The sequence below is a fragment of the Streptomyces sp. NPDC028711 genome, assembly GCF_055565415.1.
The window spans coordinates 56,109-72,647 of record NZ_JBVHUJ010000015.1 but is presented as its reverse complement, the minus strand read 5'-3'; the positions used below and the strand labels follow the sequence as shown (position 1 = coordinate 72,647).

Annotated in this window: 16 protein-coding genes; 7 read left to right on the top strand and 9 right to left on the bottom strand. The window is 72.4% G+C overall.

Annotated elements, in window-relative coordinates:
• Positions 1 to 16 precede the first annotated feature (16 nt).
• Together ACZ4VK_RS34305 and ACZ4VK_RS34300 are read right to left on the bottom strand one after the other, a co-directional pair.
• Positions 17 to 544 (bottom strand): GNAT family N-acetyltransferase, encoded by a 528-nt coding sequence (locus ACZ4VK_RS34305; RefSeq protein ID WP_468361073.1) that lies wholly within the window; start codon positions 542 to 544, stop codon positions 17 to 19.
• Positions 545 to 609: 65 nt separating this feature from the next.
• Positions 610 to 1,185: a TerD family protein gene (locus ACZ4VK_RS34300; protein WP_468361070.1), complete on the bottom strand. Its 576-nt coding sequence runs from the start codon at positions 1,183 to 1,185 to the stop codon at positions 610 to 612.
• Between the two features lie 115 nt (positions 1,186 to 1,300).
• On the opposite strand from ACZ4VK_RS34300, the gene arfB reads away from it, so the two are divergent.
• Entirely contained in the window at positions 1,301 to 1,738 is a 438-nt protein-coding gene (arfB, locus tag ACZ4VK_RS34295; protein WP_468361067.1) for an alternative ribosome rescue aminoacyl-tRNA hydrolase ArfB, read from the top strand.
• 27 nt (positions 1,739 to 1,765) lie between these two features.
• Here the strand turns inward: arfB and ACZ4VK_RS34290 are convergent, their stop codons facing one another.
• The gene (locus tag ACZ4VK_RS34290) at positions 1,766 to 2,329 is read right to left on the bottom strand and encodes a flavin reductase family protein (RefSeq protein ID WP_468361064.1); all 564 of its coding nucleotides are present in this window, start codon (positions 2,327 to 2,329) and stop codon (positions 1,766 to 1,768) included.
• A gap of 288 nt (positions 2,330 to 2,617) precedes the next feature.
• On the opposite strand from ACZ4VK_RS34290, the gene cdgB reads away from it, so the two are divergent.
• A complete protein-coding gene (cdgB, locus tag ACZ4VK_RS34285; RefSeq protein WP_468361061.1) occupies positions 2,618 to 4,363 on the top strand; it encodes a diguanylate cyclase CdgB in 1,746 nt (581 codons plus the stop codon).
• Positions 4,364 to 4,458: 95 nt separating this feature from the next.
• Entirely contained in the window at positions 4,459 to 5,433 is a 975-nt protein-coding gene (locus ACZ4VK_RS34280; protein ID WP_468361058.1) for a CBM35 domain-containing protein, read from the top strand.
• Positions 5,434 to 5,464: 31 nt separating this feature from the next.
• Here the strand turns inward: ACZ4VK_RS34280 and ACZ4VK_RS34275 are convergent, their stop codons facing one another.
• The 3 genes from ACZ4VK_RS34275 to ACZ4VK_RS34265 all read right to left on the bottom strand — a co-directional run bounded on the left by ACZ4VK_RS34275 (position 5,465) and on the right by ACZ4VK_RS34265 (position 8,630).
• Positions 5,465 to 6,394, bottom strand: coding sequence for a 1-phosphofructokinase family hexose kinase (locus tag ACZ4VK_RS34275; RefSeq protein WP_468361056.1), 930 nt, complete (start codon positions 6,392 to 6,394; stop codon positions 5,465 to 5,467).
• A gap of 131 nt (positions 6,395 to 6,525) precedes the next feature.
• On the bottom strand, positions 6,526 to 7,680 hold the full coding sequence (gene nagA, locus ACZ4VK_RS34270; protein WP_468361053.1) for an N-acetylglucosamine-6-phosphate deacetylase: 1,155 nt from the start codon (positions 7,678 to 7,680) through the stop codon (positions 6,526 to 6,528).
• Entirely contained in the window at positions 7,680 to 8,630 is a 951-nt protein-coding gene (locus ACZ4VK_RS34265; protein ID WP_468361050.1) for an ROK family protein, read from the bottom strand. Before ACZ4VK_RS34265 ends, nagA begins: the two co-directional genes overlap by 1 nt.
• A 238-nt stretch (positions 8,631 to 8,868) precedes the next feature.
• Here ACZ4VK_RS34265 and ACZ4VK_RS34260 point away from each other — a divergent pair, with 238 nt between their 5' ends.
• The 3 genes from ACZ4VK_RS34260 to otsB are packed head-to-tail and all read left to right on the top strand — an operon-like array spanning position 8,869 to position 11,326.
• Positions 8,869 to 10,152 (top strand): ABC transporter substrate-binding protein, encoded by a 1,284-nt coding sequence (locus ACZ4VK_RS34260; protein ID WP_468361046.1) that lies wholly within the window; start codon positions 8,869 to 8,871, stop codon positions 10,150 to 10,152.
• Between the two features lie 13 nt (positions 10,153 to 10,165).
• On the top strand, positions 10,166 to 10,426 hold the full coding sequence (locus ACZ4VK_RS34255; protein WP_468361043.1) for a DUF3263 domain-containing protein: 261 nt from the start codon (positions 10,166 to 10,168) through the stop codon (positions 10,424 to 10,426).
• Between the two features lie 57 nt (positions 10,427 to 10,483).
• Positions 10,484 to 11,326 carry a trehalose-phosphatase gene (gene otsB / locus ACZ4VK_RS34250; protein WP_468361040.1) on the top strand — a complete coding sequence of 281 codons (843 nt, stop codon included), beginning with the start codon at positions 10,484 to 10,486 and terminating at the stop codon, positions 11,324 to 11,326.
• A gap of 31 nt (positions 11,327 to 11,357) precedes the next feature.
• Here the strand turns inward: otsB and ACZ4VK_RS34245 are convergent, their stop codons facing one another.
• Positions 11,358 to 13,661 (bottom strand): immune inhibitor A domain-containing protein, encoded by a 2,304-nt coding sequence (locus tag ACZ4VK_RS34245; protein WP_468361037.1) that lies wholly within the window; start codon positions 13,659 to 13,661, stop codon positions 11,358 to 11,360.
• A 184-nt stretch (positions 13,662 to 13,845) separates the two neighbouring features.
• The gene (locus ACZ4VK_RS34240; protein WP_468361034.1) at positions 13,846 to 14,730 is read right to left on the bottom strand and encodes an NAD(P)-dependent oxidoreductase; all 885 of its coding nucleotides are present in this window, start codon (positions 14,728 to 14,730) and stop codon (positions 13,846 to 13,848) included.
• Positions 14,731 to 14,825: 95 nt separating this feature from the next.
• On the opposite strand from ACZ4VK_RS34240, the gene ACZ4VK_RS34235 reads away from it, so the two are divergent.
• A complete protein-coding gene (locus ACZ4VK_RS34235; RefSeq protein ID WP_468361031.1) occupies positions 14,826 to 15,167 on the top strand; it encodes a winged helix-turn-helix transcriptional regulator in 342 nt (113 codons plus the stop codon).
• Here the strand turns inward: ACZ4VK_RS34235 and ACZ4VK_RS34230 are convergent.
• Positions 15,157 to 16,512, bottom strand: a complete 1,356-nt coding sequence (locus ACZ4VK_RS34230) for an alpha,alpha-trehalose-phosphate synthase (UDP-forming) (protein WP_468361028.1) — start codon at positions 16,510 to 16,512, stop codon at positions 15,157 to 15,159. The two genes, ACZ4VK_RS34235 and ACZ4VK_RS34230, sit on opposite strands and share 11 nt — an antisense overlap.
• Between the last annotated feature and the right edge of the window lie 27 nt (positions 16,513 to 16,539).

The following is a 16,539-nucleotide window of genomic DNA, read 5'->3' as shown; positions in this document are numbered from 1 at the left end:
CTCCGCCGCTTTCGTGTCACGCGCCCAGGCTCTTGCGCATGACCACGCACGGGCGGCCGTGGGTGCGGTCGCGGCGGCGGTCGGTCTCCTCGTAACCGAGGGAGGTCCAGAAGGCCAGCGCCTTCGGGTTGTCCTCCAGGACGGCGAGGCGGAGGCCGGTGCGGCCCTCGGCGCGGAAGCGGTCCTCGACGTACGCGGCGAGCCGGCGGCCGTGGCCCGCGCGCCGCTCGTCCGCGTGGACCAGGAGCAGCCCGAGCCACGGTTCGGGCTCCGCCGGGTCGGGGTGGCGGCCGAGGGTCACGGCGACCGCGACGAGCCGGCCCTCGGAGCGGGCGAGGAGCACCTCGGCGGTGGGCTCGGCCAGTTCGTCGGCGAGCGCCGCCGCGATCCGGTCGGGCCGGATGCCGGACGGGTCCGGGAAGTCGCCGCTGAGCTGCTGGAACTCCTCGTCGGACGCGTAGAGCGCGGTGAGTTCGGTGAGCAGCGGGCCCGGCAGGGCCGCACCGCCCTCCAGGGCCTTGGGCGTAAGGGTTTCGACGATCACGCGGCAACGGTAGAGCCCCGGCCGGGATCCCGGCCGGGGCTCTACCGTGTCGGCACGCGCGTATGTCAGAGGTTGACGCCGAAGTCGCGGGCGATGCCCTCGAGGCCCGAGGCGTAGCCCTGGCCGACGGCGCGGAACTTCCACTCGGCGCCGCTGCGGTAGAGCTCGCCGAAGACCATGGCGGTCTCGACGGCGGCGTCCTCGGAGAGGTCGTAGCGGGCGATCTCGGCGCCGCCGGCCTGGTTGAGGATGCGGATGTACGCGTTGCGCACCTGGCCGAAGTTCTGCGAGCGGTTCACCGCGTCGTAGATGGAGACGGGGAAGACGATCTTGTCGACGTTCGCCGGGAGGCCCGCGAGGTTGACGTTGATCTGCTCGTCGTCGCCGCCGCCCTCGCCGGTGCGGTTGTCACCGGTGTGGACGATGGTCTGGTCCGGCGTCGCCTTGTTGTTGAAGAAGACGAAGTGCGCGTCGGACGCGACCTTCCCGGCCCCGTCCACGCCGATCGCGGAGGCGTCGAGGTCGAAGTCGGTGCCGGTGGTCGTGCGGACGTCCCAGCCGAGGCCCACGGTGACAGCGGTGAGGCCCGGGGCCTCCTTGGTCAGAGAGACGTTGCCGCCCTTGGACAGGCTCACAGCCATGGAAAGTCCCTTTCATCGGTGTGTCGTCGCCTGGAGGAACGCGTGCGCGGCTCCAGCGGTTCCCGAAGGCTTCGGGTCGAAAACAGGATGACTCCGATGGCCTCATCCGGGGAACATGGGGGGCATGTCCGGTCCGTATCCCATCCGCGGCTCCGTCTCGCTCCCCGAGGCCGAGCTCCAGTGGCGTTTCTCGCGTTCGTCGGGTCCGGGCGGACAGCATGTGAACACCAGCGACTCACAGGTCGAGCTCCGCTTCGACCTCGCGGCCACGGAGTCGCTGCCCGAGGTGTGGAAGGCCCGTGCCCTGGAGCGTCTGGCCGGGCGGCTGGTCAACGGGGTCGTGGCGGTCCGCGCGTCGGAGCACCGCTCCCAGTGGCGCAACCGCGAGACGGCGGCGGTCCGCCTTGCCGCCCTCCTCGCCGAGGCGACGGCCCCGCCGCCGAAGCCCCGCAGGGCGACGAAGATCCCCCGCGGTATCAACGAGCGCCGGCTGCGGGAGAAGAAGCAGCGCTCGGAGACGAAGCGCACCCGCCGGTCGGGCGACTGGGGCTGAGCGGGGCCCGATCAGGACGGGCTCCGATCAGGACAGGTTCCGGTACTTCCCCTGGTAGTACGTCAGCGGTCCGCCCTTCGCCGCCACGCCGGCGACCGTCAGGACCCGGCCCACGACGAGCGTGTGGTCGCCGGCGACGACGCGGCTCTCCGTCCGGCACTCCAGGGTCGCCAGCGCGCCGCCCATCAGGGGGGCGCCGCTCTCCTCGCCGCGGGTGTACGGCAGGTCGGCGAAGAGGAGCCGGTCGCTGACGCGGTTCTTCATCGCGAAGCGCCCGGCGATGTGCCGCTGGTTCTCGGAGAGGATCGACACCGCCCAGACGGGGACGTCGGTGAGCAGGTCGTCCATGCGGGAGCCGTTGCGGAGGCTCACCAGGACCAGGGGCGGTTCGAGGGAGACCGACACGAAGGCGGTGGCGGTCATGCCGACGTCCTCACCGCGCGGGCCTTCGTCGGGGTCGTGCGCGGTCACGAGGACCACGCCCGCCGCGAGGCGGGACATCGCCGCCCGGAACTCGTCATTGCTCACCCCCTCAGCATGAGGGATGGCCAGATCGGGCACGGGGGGCGAGGCGGGACTCTTCTGCAGCACACCCGCACGCTAGTCCGGGGACTCCGGGCGCCGCATCGGGCCGGGGGACCAGCCGGTCACCCCCGTGGGTCCTAGGACCTGTCCGGACCCGTCCCGGCATATGCGGGCCGCCTCCCGGGAGGGTTCGCGGGACCCGCCATGATCTTCTGTGACTTGAGTCACAGAGGCGAGTATTTGCTGACCCTGTGTACCGGCTACGCAGCTCGCTGTGATTCAGTGGCGGGGACAGTGCACACGAAGCCGATGAGAACCCTGGAGTTGCTGTCGAGGTCTCGGGGAGAGCGAGCGATGGAGACCGAGTCGGAGCCGTACGTCCGTCTCTCGACCCTGCGGCAGCTGCATCAGGTCGTGGCGGACCTCAATACTGCGCGCAGCCTGGCGGACACCCTGCAGACCGTCGCCGACGGTGTGGTCGCCGGTCTCAACTACGAGCTGGCCTGTGTCAACCTCGTACGCCCCGACGGTGACCTCGTCGTCGCCGCCTTCGCCGGAAGCTCCGCCGCCGAGGCCCTGATCACCGGCCGGGTCGGCTCCCGCGCCTCCTGGGAGCGGCGCCTCGCCATGGCGGACGCCTGGGGCGACCTGCGGTTCATCTCGCACACCGAGGGCTGGGTGCTCATGGAGGACGACGTCCCCCAGTGGCACACCGACGGCCCCGCGCCCCGCTTCGAGGACGAGTGGCACCCGCACGACCGCCTCTACGCCCCCATGTATGCCTCCGGCTCCGGCCGTGAGCTGCTCGGCGTCATATCCGTCGACCGCCCGCGCAACGGCCGGCACCCCGGCCCCTGGGGCCAGGAGGCGCTCCAGATGTACGCCTCCCAGTCCGCCATCGCCATCAGCAACGCCCGGCTGCGCTCCAACATGCAGCGGGCCCTCGTCCGTCTTGAGCGGGAGCAGCAGGCCCTCCGCGCCAGCGAGGAGTCCTTCCGGCAGGCCTTCGAGTACGCGCCCTCCGGCATGGCCATCGCCGAGATGGGCGGCGACCAGCACGGCCGGCTGCTCCGTACCAACGACGCCCTGTGCCGGCTCCTCGGCCGGCCCGCCTCCGCCATGCGGCGCTACTCCTTCGCCGACCTCGTCCACCCCGAGGACATAGGGACCCTGCTCCGGACCTCCGCCGAGGGCGGCCGGGCCGAGCTGCGGCTCGGCAGGCGCGACGGCACGTATGTATGGGTGTCCCTCCGCAACTCGGTCGTCGCCGACACCGCCGACGGTCCCCGCTTCCTCCTCACCCACGTCGAGGACATCGAGGAGCGCAAGCGCCACGAGCTCCAGCTCGCCCACCGTGCCTCGCACGACGCCCTCACCGGCCTCCCGAACAGCGCCGAGCTGCGTTCCCGGCTCTCCGCCCGGATCTGCGAGCGCCCGGCGGCGCACGCCGCGGCCGAGCAGGTCGGCGGGTACGGGGGCTACGACTCGGGGCGTGACGGCGGCTACGACACCGCCGTCGCCGCCCACGCCGGTCAGGCGGGCCAGGCCGGCCCCTCCGGCCACTCGGGCCACTCCGGCTACGAGGTGGCGTACGAGCACGAACACGAGCACGGCTTCGGTTTCGAGCCGGCGGCCGGCACCGGTCCCTATGACCACCACGTCCACAGCGTCGCCCCTTCGAGCGCCGACCTCGACGACGGCACCAAGGGACTCGCCGTCCTCTTCTGCGACCTCGACGGCTTCAAGTCGATCAACGACCGCTTCGGCCACCACACCGGGGACGCCGTCCTCATCGAGGTCGCCCGCAGGCTCACCACCGGCGTGCGCGACGGGGACACCGTCGCCCGGCTCGGCGGTGACGAGTTCGTCGTCCTCGCCGACGGCCTCGGTGCGGCCGACGCCGCCGACCTGGCCGTACGCCTCCGGAACGCGATCATTCCGCCGATCCGGGTGGACGGCCGGGCGGTCCGCGTCGGCGCGAGTTTCGGCATCGGCTGGGCCGAATGCGGGATGACCGTGGAAGAGGTCCTGAACTCCGCCGACCAGCGGATGTACGTGGAGAAACGCTCCCGCGCAAAGCTCCAGCGGCGCGCCGGCTGAGGCGCTCGACACCCCCGGGCCCGCTTCGGGGGCTGGTCCGTTCGGGGTAGGCTCGGCCGGTCGGCGACGGCTGGCGAGCATGGAGAGGAACCCGGATGGCTGCCGGTAACGACGGCGCGAACAAGCCCGAGAACGACGACCCGTTCGGCTACCTGTACGAGGACGGTCAGGCAGCGGGTGCCCAGCCCCCGCAGGGCGGCGGCTACGGCTACCCGGGCCCCGCGGCCCCTCAGCCCGGCGTGCCCCGGACCTCGTACAACCAGGTCAGAACGGTCGGCGACCGCCGCCAGTACGGCGGGCAGCCCCAGGGGCACCAGCAGCCCTACGTGCCGCCGCAGCAGCAGGGTCCGTACGGCCAGCCGCAGGCGCAGTACGCCGCGCCCGAGACCTACGGCGGTCCGCCGACCCGGCCGACCCCGCCGCACCAGCAGCACGGCGGCTCCGGCCGCGGCCCCAACACCAAGGGGCTCCTGATCGGCGCGGTCGCGGTCGTGGCGGTCGTCGTGGTCGGCATCGCGGCGGCGGTGATCAGCAACAACGGCAACGAGGACGACAAGGGCGGCCAGGCCGGTGGCGGTACCACCGCGACCGCCCCCGTGAAGCCCTCCGAGGAGCCCAGCACCGAGCCGAGCGCCGACGAGACGCCGGTCGAGCTGCCGAAGCAGGACGCGGCGACGCTGAAGCTGGGCGGGACCGCCGGCCTCGCCAAGGACGTGAAGGGCGCCCAGGGCCCGGACGGCACGTATGTCGCGGGCTTCAACCAGGTCGGCTCGTCGGTGACCTGGAAGGCGAACATGCCGGAGGGCGGCGAGTACCGCCTGACCGTGCGCTACGCCATCCCGGCTGTCGACGCCAACGCGACCCTGACGGTCAACGGCAAGGCGAACTCCCTGCCGCTGGGACTGAAGAACTTCATCCACTCCACGGACCCGAACCTGGAGAAGAACTGGCAGACCACCTGGGCGCCGGTGAACCTCCAGAAGGGCGAGAACGAGCTCAAGATCTCGTGCGAGACCGGCAACCAGTGCGACGTGCTGCTCGACTGGCTGGAAGTCACCCCGGCCTCGTAGGGCCTGTCCGAGGGCCGGCCAGGGCTCGCACTCACGCCCGGTCCGGTTCCTCCGTGACCTTCACCCGCGGCAGCAGCTCCTCGTAAGCCTGCGCGTCGAACTCCCCGGCCACCGGGGAGAGCACCGTCGCCGCCGACAGGGCTACCGCGTGGGCGAGGCGGTCGGGCCAGGGGGTGTTGTCGACCAGGCCCGAGAGGAGGGCCGCGACGACGGAGTCGCCCGCGCCTGTGGGGTTGCCCCGGACGGGGGCCGGTGGGGTCGCGCGCCACAGGCCTTCCGGGCCGGTGGCGAGCAGGCCCTCGGGGCCCAGGGAAGCGACGACCGTGCGGGCGCCCCGGCCCCGTGCCTCGCGGGTCGCGCGCAGGGGGTCGCGGGAGCCGGTGAGCCGGGCGAGTTCGTCGGCGTTGGGTTTGACCAGGTCCGGGCGCGCGGCGATGCCCCGGCGGAGGGGTTCGCCGCCGGTGTCGAGGAGGACGGGGACTCCGGCCGTTCTGGACAGGCGGACGAGATCCGCGTACGCGCCCACGTGGATGCCCGGCGGGAGGCTGCCGCAGAGGGCGACCGCCCGGGCCCCGGCGAGGAGCCCGGCGAAGCGGGTGCGGAAGGCGGCCCACTCGTCGGCGGTGACGGTCGGGCCGGGTTCGTTGAGCTGCGTGGTGTCGCCGCTCGCCGTGTCGGCGACGGCGACGGTGCGGCGGGTGGGGCCCGCCGTCTCGATGAGTTCGTCGCGGACCGTCGAGTGCTCCGCGAGTCGCTCCCGCAGCACGCTGCCCGTCGCGCCGCCCGCGAAGCCCGTGGCGACGGTCTCGTACCCGAGGGCGGCGAGGACGCGGGCCACGTTGAGCCCCTTGCCGCCGGGGCGTTCGATGACCTGGGTGACCCGGTGGGTGGTGTGCGGGGTGAGGGCGGGGACCCGGTACGTCAGGTCCAGTGCCGTGTTGAGGGTGACCGTGAGGATCACCTGTCCACCCCCGTACTCCGTACTCCGCGTGAAGTCCTGCGGAACGCATGCTCCGACGGGCACCGATCATGCCAAACGAAAGGCGGTTGGCCCAGACCCCCGGCCGACCGCCCTCGCCGCATGACTCCTGATCAGGCGGCCGTGGCCACCGCCGGATCGACGATCCACTCGCCCTTGCGCATGACGCCCTTGACGTCGAACCCGGCGTCGAGGACGACGATGTCGGCGTCCTTGCCGGGCTCCAGGGAGCCGACGCGGTCGTACACCCCGAGCAGGCGGGCCGGGTTGGCGGAGATGGCCTGGACGATCGCCTCGACGGGCAGCCTGTCGATCGTGGCGGCGCGCCTGAAGGCGCGGTCCAGGGTGAGGGTGGAGCCGGCGATGGAGCCGCCCTCGACGAGACGGGCGACGCTGTCCTTCACCTCGACCTCCAGGGGGCCGAGCATGTACCGGCCGTCGCCGAAGCCGGCGGCGTCCATGGCGTCGGTGATGAGGGCGACGCGCTCGGGGCCCGCGTGGTGGAAGGCGAGCTCCAGGGCGGCGGGGTGGAGGTGGGTGCCGTCGTTGATGAGCTCGACGGTGATCCGCTCGTCCTCCAGGAGGGCGGCGATGGGGCCGGGGGCGCGGTGGCCGAGGCCAGGCATCGCGTTGTAGAGGTGGGTGGCGACGGTGGCTCCCGCGTCGATGGCCTCGACGGTCTGCTCGTACGTCGCGTCGGTGTGGCCGATGGCGGCGATCACGCCGTGCTCGGCGAGCAGGCGTACGGAGTCGATGCCGCCGGGCAGCTCGGTCGCGAGGGTGACCATCTTGGCCTGGCCGCGCGCGGCGTCGATCAGCTTGCGGACCTCGGCCGGGTCGGGGTCGCGGAGCAGCGTCTCGTCGTGGGCGCCCTTGCGGCAGGGGGAGATGAACGGGCCCTCGAAGTGGAGGCCGGCGATCTCGCCCTGTTCGGCGAGCTCGGAGAGCAGCCCGGCGCGCCGGCTGAGGAAGTCCATCTCGCCGGTGACGAAGGAGGCGACGACGGTGGTGGTGCCGTGCAGGCGGTGGGTGTGGACGCCCTTGAGGACCTCGTCGACGGTGCCGGAGGTGAAGGAGGCGCCGCCGCCGCCGTGGTTGTGCATGTCGACGAAGCCGGGGACGAGCCAGTGGCCGGTCAGGTCCAGGGTGGGGGCGCCCTCCGGGGAGGCCCCCGCGATGCGTCCGCCGTCGACGATCACGCGTCCGTTCTCGACGATTCCGGTGGGCAGCACGACGTGTGCGCCGGCGAGAACCTTGTGATCGGCCATCAGGCGGAAACCTCCGGGTCGGTGGGGTGCTGGTCGGCGAGCAGGTCCCAGGCGAGCAGGCCCGCGCCCAGGCATCCGGCGGTGTCCCCGAGGGCCGCCGGGACGATGGCGGGCAGCTTCTGGAACGTGACTCGCTCCTCCACCGCGGCCCGGAGTGGTGTGAACAAGGTTTCCCCCGCCTCGGCGAGTCCGCCACCGATGATGAGGGTGCGCGGGTCCAGCAGGGTGAGCGCGGTGACCAGGCCGTCGGCGAGGGCGTCGACCGCCTGCTGCCAGACGTGGACGGCCGTGGGGTCGCCGGACGCGACGGCCTTGGCGCAGTCGGCCGCGTCGGCCTCCGGGTCGCCGCTGGCCCCGGCCCAGGCCTGGGAGACGGCGGACGCGGAGGCGTACCGCTCCAGGCAGCCGCGCTGGCCGCAGCCGCACTCCGTACCGCCGGGGCGGACGACGATGTGGCCGATCTCGCCCGCGTAGCCGTGGGCGCCGGCCTCGATGCGGTCGCCGATGCCGATGGCGCCGGCGATGCCGGTGCCGAGGGGGACGAACAGGAAGCGGTCGGCGCCGTTGCCCGCGCCGATGCGGCCTTCGGCGAGGCCGCCGGTGCGGACGTCGTGGCCGAGGGCGACGGGGATGCCGTCGAGGCGTTCGCTGAGGAGCGCGCGCAGGGGGACGTCGCGCCAGCCGAGGTTGGCGGCGTAGACGGCGATGCCGTTCTCGGCGTCGACGATGCCGGGGACGGCGACTCCGGCGGCCGCGGCGGGCTCTCCGTACCGCTCCTGGCCGAGGGTGCGGAGGTCTTCGGCGAAGCCGAGGATCGTCTCCACGACCGCCTCGGGGCCGCGGTCGCGTCCGGTGGCGCGGCGGGCCTCGTGGAGCAGGGTGCCGTCCGCCCCGACGAGGGCGGCTTTCATGCCGGTGCCGCCCACATCCAGGGCGATGACGTGTCTCACGGGGGACAGTGTGTCGCGCGGGGACCCAAAAGGTCTAGTCCACTGCCGAGGATTGTTGCGTACGGATACAAATGCGGGTCCCGTCATGCGGTCATGGTCCCCGCCCGCGCCGCGGTCCCGCCCCGCGTTGCGCAAGTGATACCCGACTGGTGTAGACCTCATACTCGCGCGCGGGAGAGACTTACCCCCCTGCGCAGAGCGAACAACGGGCTCGAAGCAGCTCAACGACGAGCAAAAGGTGGATGAAGCCGTGGAGCGGCGACGATTCCTTGGACTGACCGCGGCCGCCGCCGCACTCGGACTGACCGCCACGGTCGCCGGCTGCGGCTCCCTGGGAGGCGACTCCGGCGATGTGACCCTCAGACTGGTCGCCGCCGACTACGACCTCACCGGCGGCGACACCACCAAGAAGTACTGGACCGACCTCGTCGCCGCCTTCGAGGCCGAGCACCCCGGCGTCAAGGTCGAGGTGCGGATCGAGTCCTGGGACGACGTCGACCGCAAGGTCGCCGAGATGGTCGAGGCCGACCAGGCGCCCGACATCGCGCAGATCGGCGCCTACGCCGACTACGCGGCCGCCGGCGAGCTCTACGCCGCCGACGAGATGCTCTCCATACCCGTCCAGGCCAACTTCCTCGCCCCGCTCGTCGCCGCGGGCGAGCACAAGCGCACCCAGTACGGCCTGCCCTTCGTGGCCTCCACCCGGCCCCTCTTCTACAACAAGGCGCTCTTCGAGGACGCCGACGTCGAGCCCCCCACCACCTGGAAGGAGCTCGCCGACGCCGCCGCGAAGCTGAAGGACAACGGTGTCCGCACCCCGTTCGCGCTGCCGCTCGGCCCCGAGGAGGCCCAGGCCGAGGCCCTGATGTGGCTGCTCAGCGGCGGCGGTGGCTGGACCGACGGCATCGACCGGTACGCCATCGACTCCGACGCCAACGTCAAGACCTTCGAATGGCTCAAGGAGAACCTGGTCGGCAAGGGCCTCACCGGGCCCGTCGCCCCCGGCAAGCTCAACCGCAAGGCCGCCTTCGCCGCCTTCGCGAACGGCGAGGTCGGCATGCTCAACGGCCACCCCTCGCTCCTCCAGGAGGCCGCCAAGAAGGGCGTCAAGGTCGGACAGATCCCGCTGCCCGGCGTCGACGGCCCGCCGAGGACCGCGATGGGCGTCGCCGACTGGATCATGGGCTTCAAGCAGAACGGTCACCGCAAGGAGATCGGCGACTTCCTCAACTTCGTCTTCAGCGACGAGAACGTCCTGAAGTTCGCCGGCGACAACGACCTCCTGCCGGTCACCGTCAGCGCCTCCACCCGCATGGAGACCGAACCGGAACACGCCGACCTGCGCGTCTTCCTCAAGACGCTCCCGGACAGCCAGCTCCCGCCCGTCGGCAAGACGTCCTGGGCCAAGGTCAGCGAGAGCGTCAAGCAGAACATCGGCAAGGCCGTCACGCCGGACGGGCGCCCCGCCGAGGTCCTCGGCTCCATAGGCCGGGTGGCGACGGCGGCGGAGGCCGCCGAGTAATAAGTTGGGTCGTATGACCGAAGACCCGGAAGCGGTGGACGACGACGAGAGCGGGCTCGGCGCGCGCGAGCGGGCCCTTCTCGCCGTCGAACGCCGCTCCTGGCCCGGGCCAGGAGCCAAGGAGCGGGCCGTCCGCGAACGGCTCGGGCTCTCGCCGACCCGCTACTACCAGCTGCTCAACGCCCTCCTGGACGACCCGAGGGCCCTCGCCCACGACCCGGTGACCGTCAACCGGCTGCGGCGGGTCCGGGAGGAGAAGCAGAGGCGGCGGTAGGCACCCGTCCCGGCGGCCCCGCTGACGCGCACGGCCGACCTCGGTAGGGTCGGGAACATGGTCACCAGCCTCCCGCACCCGACCACGTCCGCCGGCCGCGACGGTCTGGCCGCGCTGCTCGCGCGGCCCGAGAAGGCCGTCGTCGCCCTCGACTTCGACGGCACCCTCGCCGAGATCGTCCCCGACCCCGAACAGGCCCGCGCGCACCCCGGCGCCGTCGCCGCGCTCGCCGCCCTCGCCCCCGAGGTCGCCTCCGTGGCCGTCGTGACCGGTCGCCCCGCCGGGGTCGCCGTCCGCTACGGCGGCTTCGCCGGAGTGCCGGGCCTCGAGCGTCTTGTGGTCCTCGGCCACTACGGCGCCGAACGCTGGGACGCCGTCACCGGCACCGTCCAGGCCGCCGCCCCGCACCCCGGCGTCGCCTCCGTGCGCGCCGAGCTCCCCGGCTTCCTGGACCGGGCCGGGGCCTGGCCCGGCGTCTGGATCGAGGAGAAGGGCCGCGCGGTCGCCGTCCACACCCGCCGCGCCACCGATCCCGAGGCCGCCTTCGAGGCCCTCAAGGGCCCGCTCGGCGACCTCGCCACCCATCACGGCCTCGTCCTCGAACCCGGCCGGATGGTTCTGGAGCTGCGGCCCCCCGGCATGGACAAGGGCGTGGCGCTCGCCGCGTACGTACGGGAGGCGGGTGCCGGGTCCGTGCTCTACGCGGGTGACGACCTGGGCGACCTGCCCGCCTTCGCGGCCGTCGAGAAGCTCCGCTCCGACCGCACGCCGGGCCTCCTCGTGTGCAGCGGCTCCACGGAGGTCCCGGAGCTCGCGGACCGCGCGGACCTCTCCGTGCGGGGCCCGGCGGGCGTCGTCGCGTTCCTGGCGGAACTGGCGAGGGCGGTACGGGAGGCCTGAGGCCCCGCCGTACCGCCCCCGCAGTGGTTGATCAGTGCGCGGCCGGGTTCGTCACGCTGATCGTCAGGTCGTCACCGGCGTCGCCGGTGATCGTGACGCGGACGCCGTGGCCGGCGACCTTCACGCTGGCCTGCGGGGCCGAGGTGTCGTAGTACGCGTTCGGGTCCGTGTCGTCGAAGACCGGGATGCCCGGGACGGAGGGGGCGCAGGCCGCCCGCGTCTCGACGGTCTGGCTGTTGCCCTTGCCCACCAGGACCTCCTTGTGGAGGCAGGTGGCGTCCGTCGCCTCAAGGCCGAAGGTCGCGTCGAAGGGCTGGCGCCGGTTGCTGGGCGCGGTCCCGTCGGCGTACCGGAACGGGGCCGGGCGGGCGTCGACGGCCATGGCCTGGCCGCCGCCCGGGTGGGCGCTGACGTTGTTGTCGTCGAAGGACCGGTCGACGTACCAGACGAGCATGCCGTTCTGGTAGCGGAAGTACTCGACCCAGTCCGGGGCGGTGAGGGGCTTGCTGAACTGGTACGGGCCCTCGGCGAGGAGCGCGTCGGAGCCGACGTACTCGCGGTTCTCCAGGAGGTAGTAGCGCGGGTAGTTGGCGGTCTCGGTGCCGGTGGAGATGTTCCAGCGGCCGGTGGCGGTCCAGGCGCCCGCGCCCTGCTCGACGTCGTCGGTGGCCAGGGTCGTACCGCCCGAGCTCAGCGTGATGTCGTCGAGGAAGGCGCCGGCGAAGTGCACGCCGCCGTCGGTCTGGTAGCGGAACCGGAAGAGGGAGGGCTTGCCGCCGGAGTCGTACGCGTACCGCAGCGTCGTCCACTTCCCGGCCGACGAGCCGTCGACGGCCGCGCCCGCGCGGGCCCAGTTGGCGCCGCCGTCGAGGGAGTACTCGGCGAAGAGGTAGTCGAAGTCGGCCTCGATCTCGTACCAGGCGCTCGCCTTGACGGTGACGCGCGAGGCCGCCGGGACGGAGCGGGTGAGGGACTGGTTGAGGCCGTCGGCCGAGCCGGTCCACCAGGCGTGGGTGCCGGAGGTGGGGGTGGTGTAGGTGGTGCTGCTCGTCTTGTCCGGGAGCGCGACGCGGACCGCCTGGTCCTTGCCGGTGACCTGGAGCTGCGCCGGGTTGAGGGTGTACGTGCCGGTGGCGCCGAGCGGGGCGTCGGTGTAGTCGAGCCAGCCGAGGAAGAGCTTCTCCTCGGCGCCCATGAGGCCGGGGTGGGTGCCGATGCCCGCGTTCGCGGCGGCGCCGTGGCTCAGCCAGGAGCCGGAGCTCATCAGGGTCCAGAAGGCGGTGGAGTTCTCGCCGCCGTCGGTGTCGTAGTAGTCCGGCAGGCCGAGGTCATGGCCGAACTCGTGGCAGAAGACGCCGAGTCCGCCGTTCTCGCCCTCGGTGGTGTAGTCGCCGAGCCAGTACTTGGACTGGCCGATGCGGGCGCCGCCCGCCTTGTTCTGGGTGCCGGAGACGTCCGGTCCCGTCAGGCCGTAGTCGTCGCCGTTGACGTACCAGCGGTGCGACCAGATGGCGTCCTCGCCCTGCGCGCCGCCGCCGGCGTCCTCGCCCATGCCGGCGTGGACGGCCTGGAAGTGGTCGATGTAGCCGTCGGCCTCGTCGAAGTTCCCGTCGTGGTCCCAGTCGTTGCGGTCCCAGACGTCGAACTGGGCGAGGTACGCGTCGATCTCGGCCGGGGTCTTGCCGGCCGCGAGCTGGGCGTTCCACCAGGCGTCGCCGGTGTCCTGGACGAAGGCCCACGAGCCGCCGTTGTCCTCGACGGCGTTGTCGCCGTAGAAGGAGGCGTTGTGGGGGACCTTGACCCAGTCCTCGACGGTGTTGGTGACCGAGTAGCGGCCGCCCGAGAGCTTCTCGTAGTACGTCTTCATCGACTCGCCGGGGCCGTTGAAGAGGTTCTCGTAGTACGCCTTGTTGAAATCGGCCGTCCAGGCGTTGGAGTTGTCCACGCTCCGGTCGGGCTGGGCTATCTCGTTGTGCAGGGGGCCGGGGACGGTGCCGTACTTGCCGGAGCCGTCCGTGCCGAACTCGGAGAGGATCGTGAAGATCTTCTCCTGGCGGTCGGCGGTGGTGGTCTCGATCTCGGTGAACTTGCCGGGCGCGACCTCGACGACGCCCTCGGCGTTCGCCTTGGCCTTGCCCTTGGCGACCAGGTCGATCGCCCTCTCGCGCAGCTCGGTGCGCTGCTTGGTGAGCGGTCCCGGACGGTTGTCCGGCCGGTGCGCGGCGGCACCGGCCGGGGAGTCCGGGGCCTCCTGTGCGGTGGCGGGGGTGAGCCCCGCGGCGAGAAGGGCGGTGAGCGCCGACCCGAGGGTCATGCCCACGACAATCTTCTTCACGTCTGTCGCGATCCTTCCGCTTGCCTCATGTGCCTCATGGGGAGAAACGGATCGCCTGGGGGAACGATCGCCGCAGAGTCTGACACGGGAGGGCCCCTCAGGAGGAGGGGGTCGCACCGATTACCGGTGACGGATTTCCGGATAGCCGGTGAGGGGACCACAGCCGGCTCGCAGGGCCACCCGATCACCGGCGCAGAAGGTCCACCACGCCCGTCAGGTCCTCCTCGCCGCTGCCCACCGCGAGCCGGCGGCGCATCAGCTCGAAGTACGGCTGGATCAGCTCCGGGCTGACGCCCTGCCCCTCGGCCGTGGCCAGGAACGTCGGCGTGCCGGCCACCTGCATCGCCAGGTTGGACACCACGTCCGTGGTGTAGTCGCCGCTCTTCAGCTGGGCGGCGGTCTGCAGCACCGAGGGGCCCGCCATCGCCGCGATCCAGCCGGAGAGCAGCGGGGCGAACGCCTCCGGGTCGATGTCCTCGCCGCGGATCAGGGCGAAGGCGTGCGCGACGCCCCCGAACATGCCGTACATCGCGCTGAGCAGGGCCACGTCGTGCAGCGCGGCGAACCCGGCGTCCTCACCGACGTAGACCGTGCCGACCGGCACCGCCAGGGCCTCCCGGTGGAGCTCGAACAGCGCACGCGAGCCGCTGTAGAAGACGTACCCGCCGGCCTCCGGGACGCCGACCATCGGCGGTACGGCCATGATCCCGCCGTCCAGGTAGCGGGCGCCCCGCTCCTCCGCCCACGCGGCGCGGGCCCGGGCCTGTGCGGGGGTCGTGGTGGTCAGGTTGACGACGTCCTTGCCGGTCAGGTCGACACCGTCGAGGGCCGCGCCGACCGAGGCGTCGTCGAGGAGGCAGACGATGACGAGCGGGCTCGCGGCGACGGCGGCGGCCGCGCTGTCCGCGGCCTTCGCGCCCTCGGAGACGAGCGCGTCGGCGCGTGACGGGGTGCGGTTCCAGACGGTGAGCGGGTGACCGGCGCCGAGCCAGGTACGGGCCAGGGCGGTGCCCATCGCACCGAGGCCGAGGAGGGTGACGGGGGACTTCACTGCGGTGTTCTGCGTCATGTCCACCAGGCTGCTGCACGCCTCTGACCTGCTCAAGTACCCACTTGGAAGTGGGTGGTTACCCTGGGGTGAGCGAGCAGATCAGAGGGGGACGCATGGCGACGCTGAACCGGCCGGGCGCGGACGGCGGGCATGTCTGCGGGATCGACACCGCGATGGAGGTGATCGGCGGCAAGTGGAAGGTGCTCATCCTCTGGGCGCTCCACGAGCAGCCGCACCGCCGCTTCGGCGAACTGCGCCGGCTGGTCCCGGGCATCACGGAGAAGGTCCTCGCCTCCCACCTCCGCGAGATGGAGGCGGACGGCATCGTGGACCGCGTCTCGTACGACGAGGTCCCGCCCCGCGTGGAGTACGCCCTCACGAAGGACGGCATCCGCCTCAACGAGGCCCTCGAACCGCTGGCGACGTGGGGGAGGGAGCGGGTCGCTACGACCTGAGCGCCTCCAGCTGGTCGAGGAACCAGCGCTGCGGGGGCAGGGACGTCGAGGCCGCCGCGAGGCGTTTGGTGCGGTCCGTTCGTTCCGCCGGGGGCATCGACAGGGCCGTGTGGAGGGCCTCGGCGGTCTCCGACACGTCGTACGGGTTCACCGTGAGCGCGTCCTCCTTCAGCTCCTCGTACGCGCCCGCGCCCGTCGAGAGGACCAGGGCGCAGCCCGCCTCCGAGACCACCGGTATCTCCTTCGCGACCAGGTTCATGCCGTCGCGCACCGGGTTGACCAGGGCCACGTCCGCGAGGCGGTAGGCGGCGAGGGAGCGGGGGAAGTCGTCCTGGACGGAGACCAGGACCGGCCGCCAGTCCGGTGTGCCGAACTCGGCGTTGATCTCGTCCGCGAGGGCCGCCACCGAGGCCGTGTACGTCCGGTACGACTCCAGGTCCTGGCGCGACGGGTACGCCGAGGCCAGGTGGACGACCCGGTCGCGCCACTCCGGGTGGGTCGTGAGCAGCTCCCGGTAGGCGAGCAGGCCGCGCAGGATGTTCTTCGACAGCTCCGTGCGGTCGACCCGGACGATGGTCTTCCGGCCGCCGACCTCCTCGCGGAGCCGCGCGAGCCGTTCGTCCACCTCGGGCCGGTGGGCGAGCGCCCGCAGCTCGTCGGCGTCGACGCCCAGCGGGTACACCGCGACCCGCGCGCCCTCGCCTCCGGCGCCCGCGCAGCTCCGGAACGACGCGGCCCACGCCTCCGTGTGGAAGCCCAGGCGGTCGGCGCCGAGCATCCCCCACAGCAGTTCCTCGCGGATGTCGTCCGGGAGCATCCGCAGGTAGTCCGGTGACGCCCACGGCGTGTGGGTGAAGTGGGCGATCCGCAGGTCGGGGCGGAGTTCCCGCAGCTGCCCCGGGACCAGGGCCAGGTGGTAGTCCTGCACCAGGACCGCCGCGCCCTCGTCCGCCTCGGCCGCGAGCGCCTCCGCGAAGGCACGGTTGTACGCCCGGTACGCGCCCCACCGGCGGCGGAACTCCGCGTCGAAGACCGGCTCGCGCGGGATGTCGTAGAGGTGGTGGTGGAGGAACCACAGCACCGAGTTCGCGATGCCGTTGTACGCGTCGGCGTACGTGTCCGGGTCGATGTCCAGCATCCGTACACCCGGCTCGCCGACCCCGCGCCTGACCGCCTCCCGGTCGCCCTCGCCGAGCGCCGCGCACACCCACAGACTGTCCTGGGAGGACACGGCGCTCAGGCCGGAGACGAGCCCGCCGCCGCCTCTGCGGGCGTCGAGCGAACCGCCCTCGCCGAGCTTGTACGAGACGGGGCCCCGGTTCGATGCGACCAGCACAGTAGCCATGGGGCGAACCTAGCCCGTCCCGTAAAC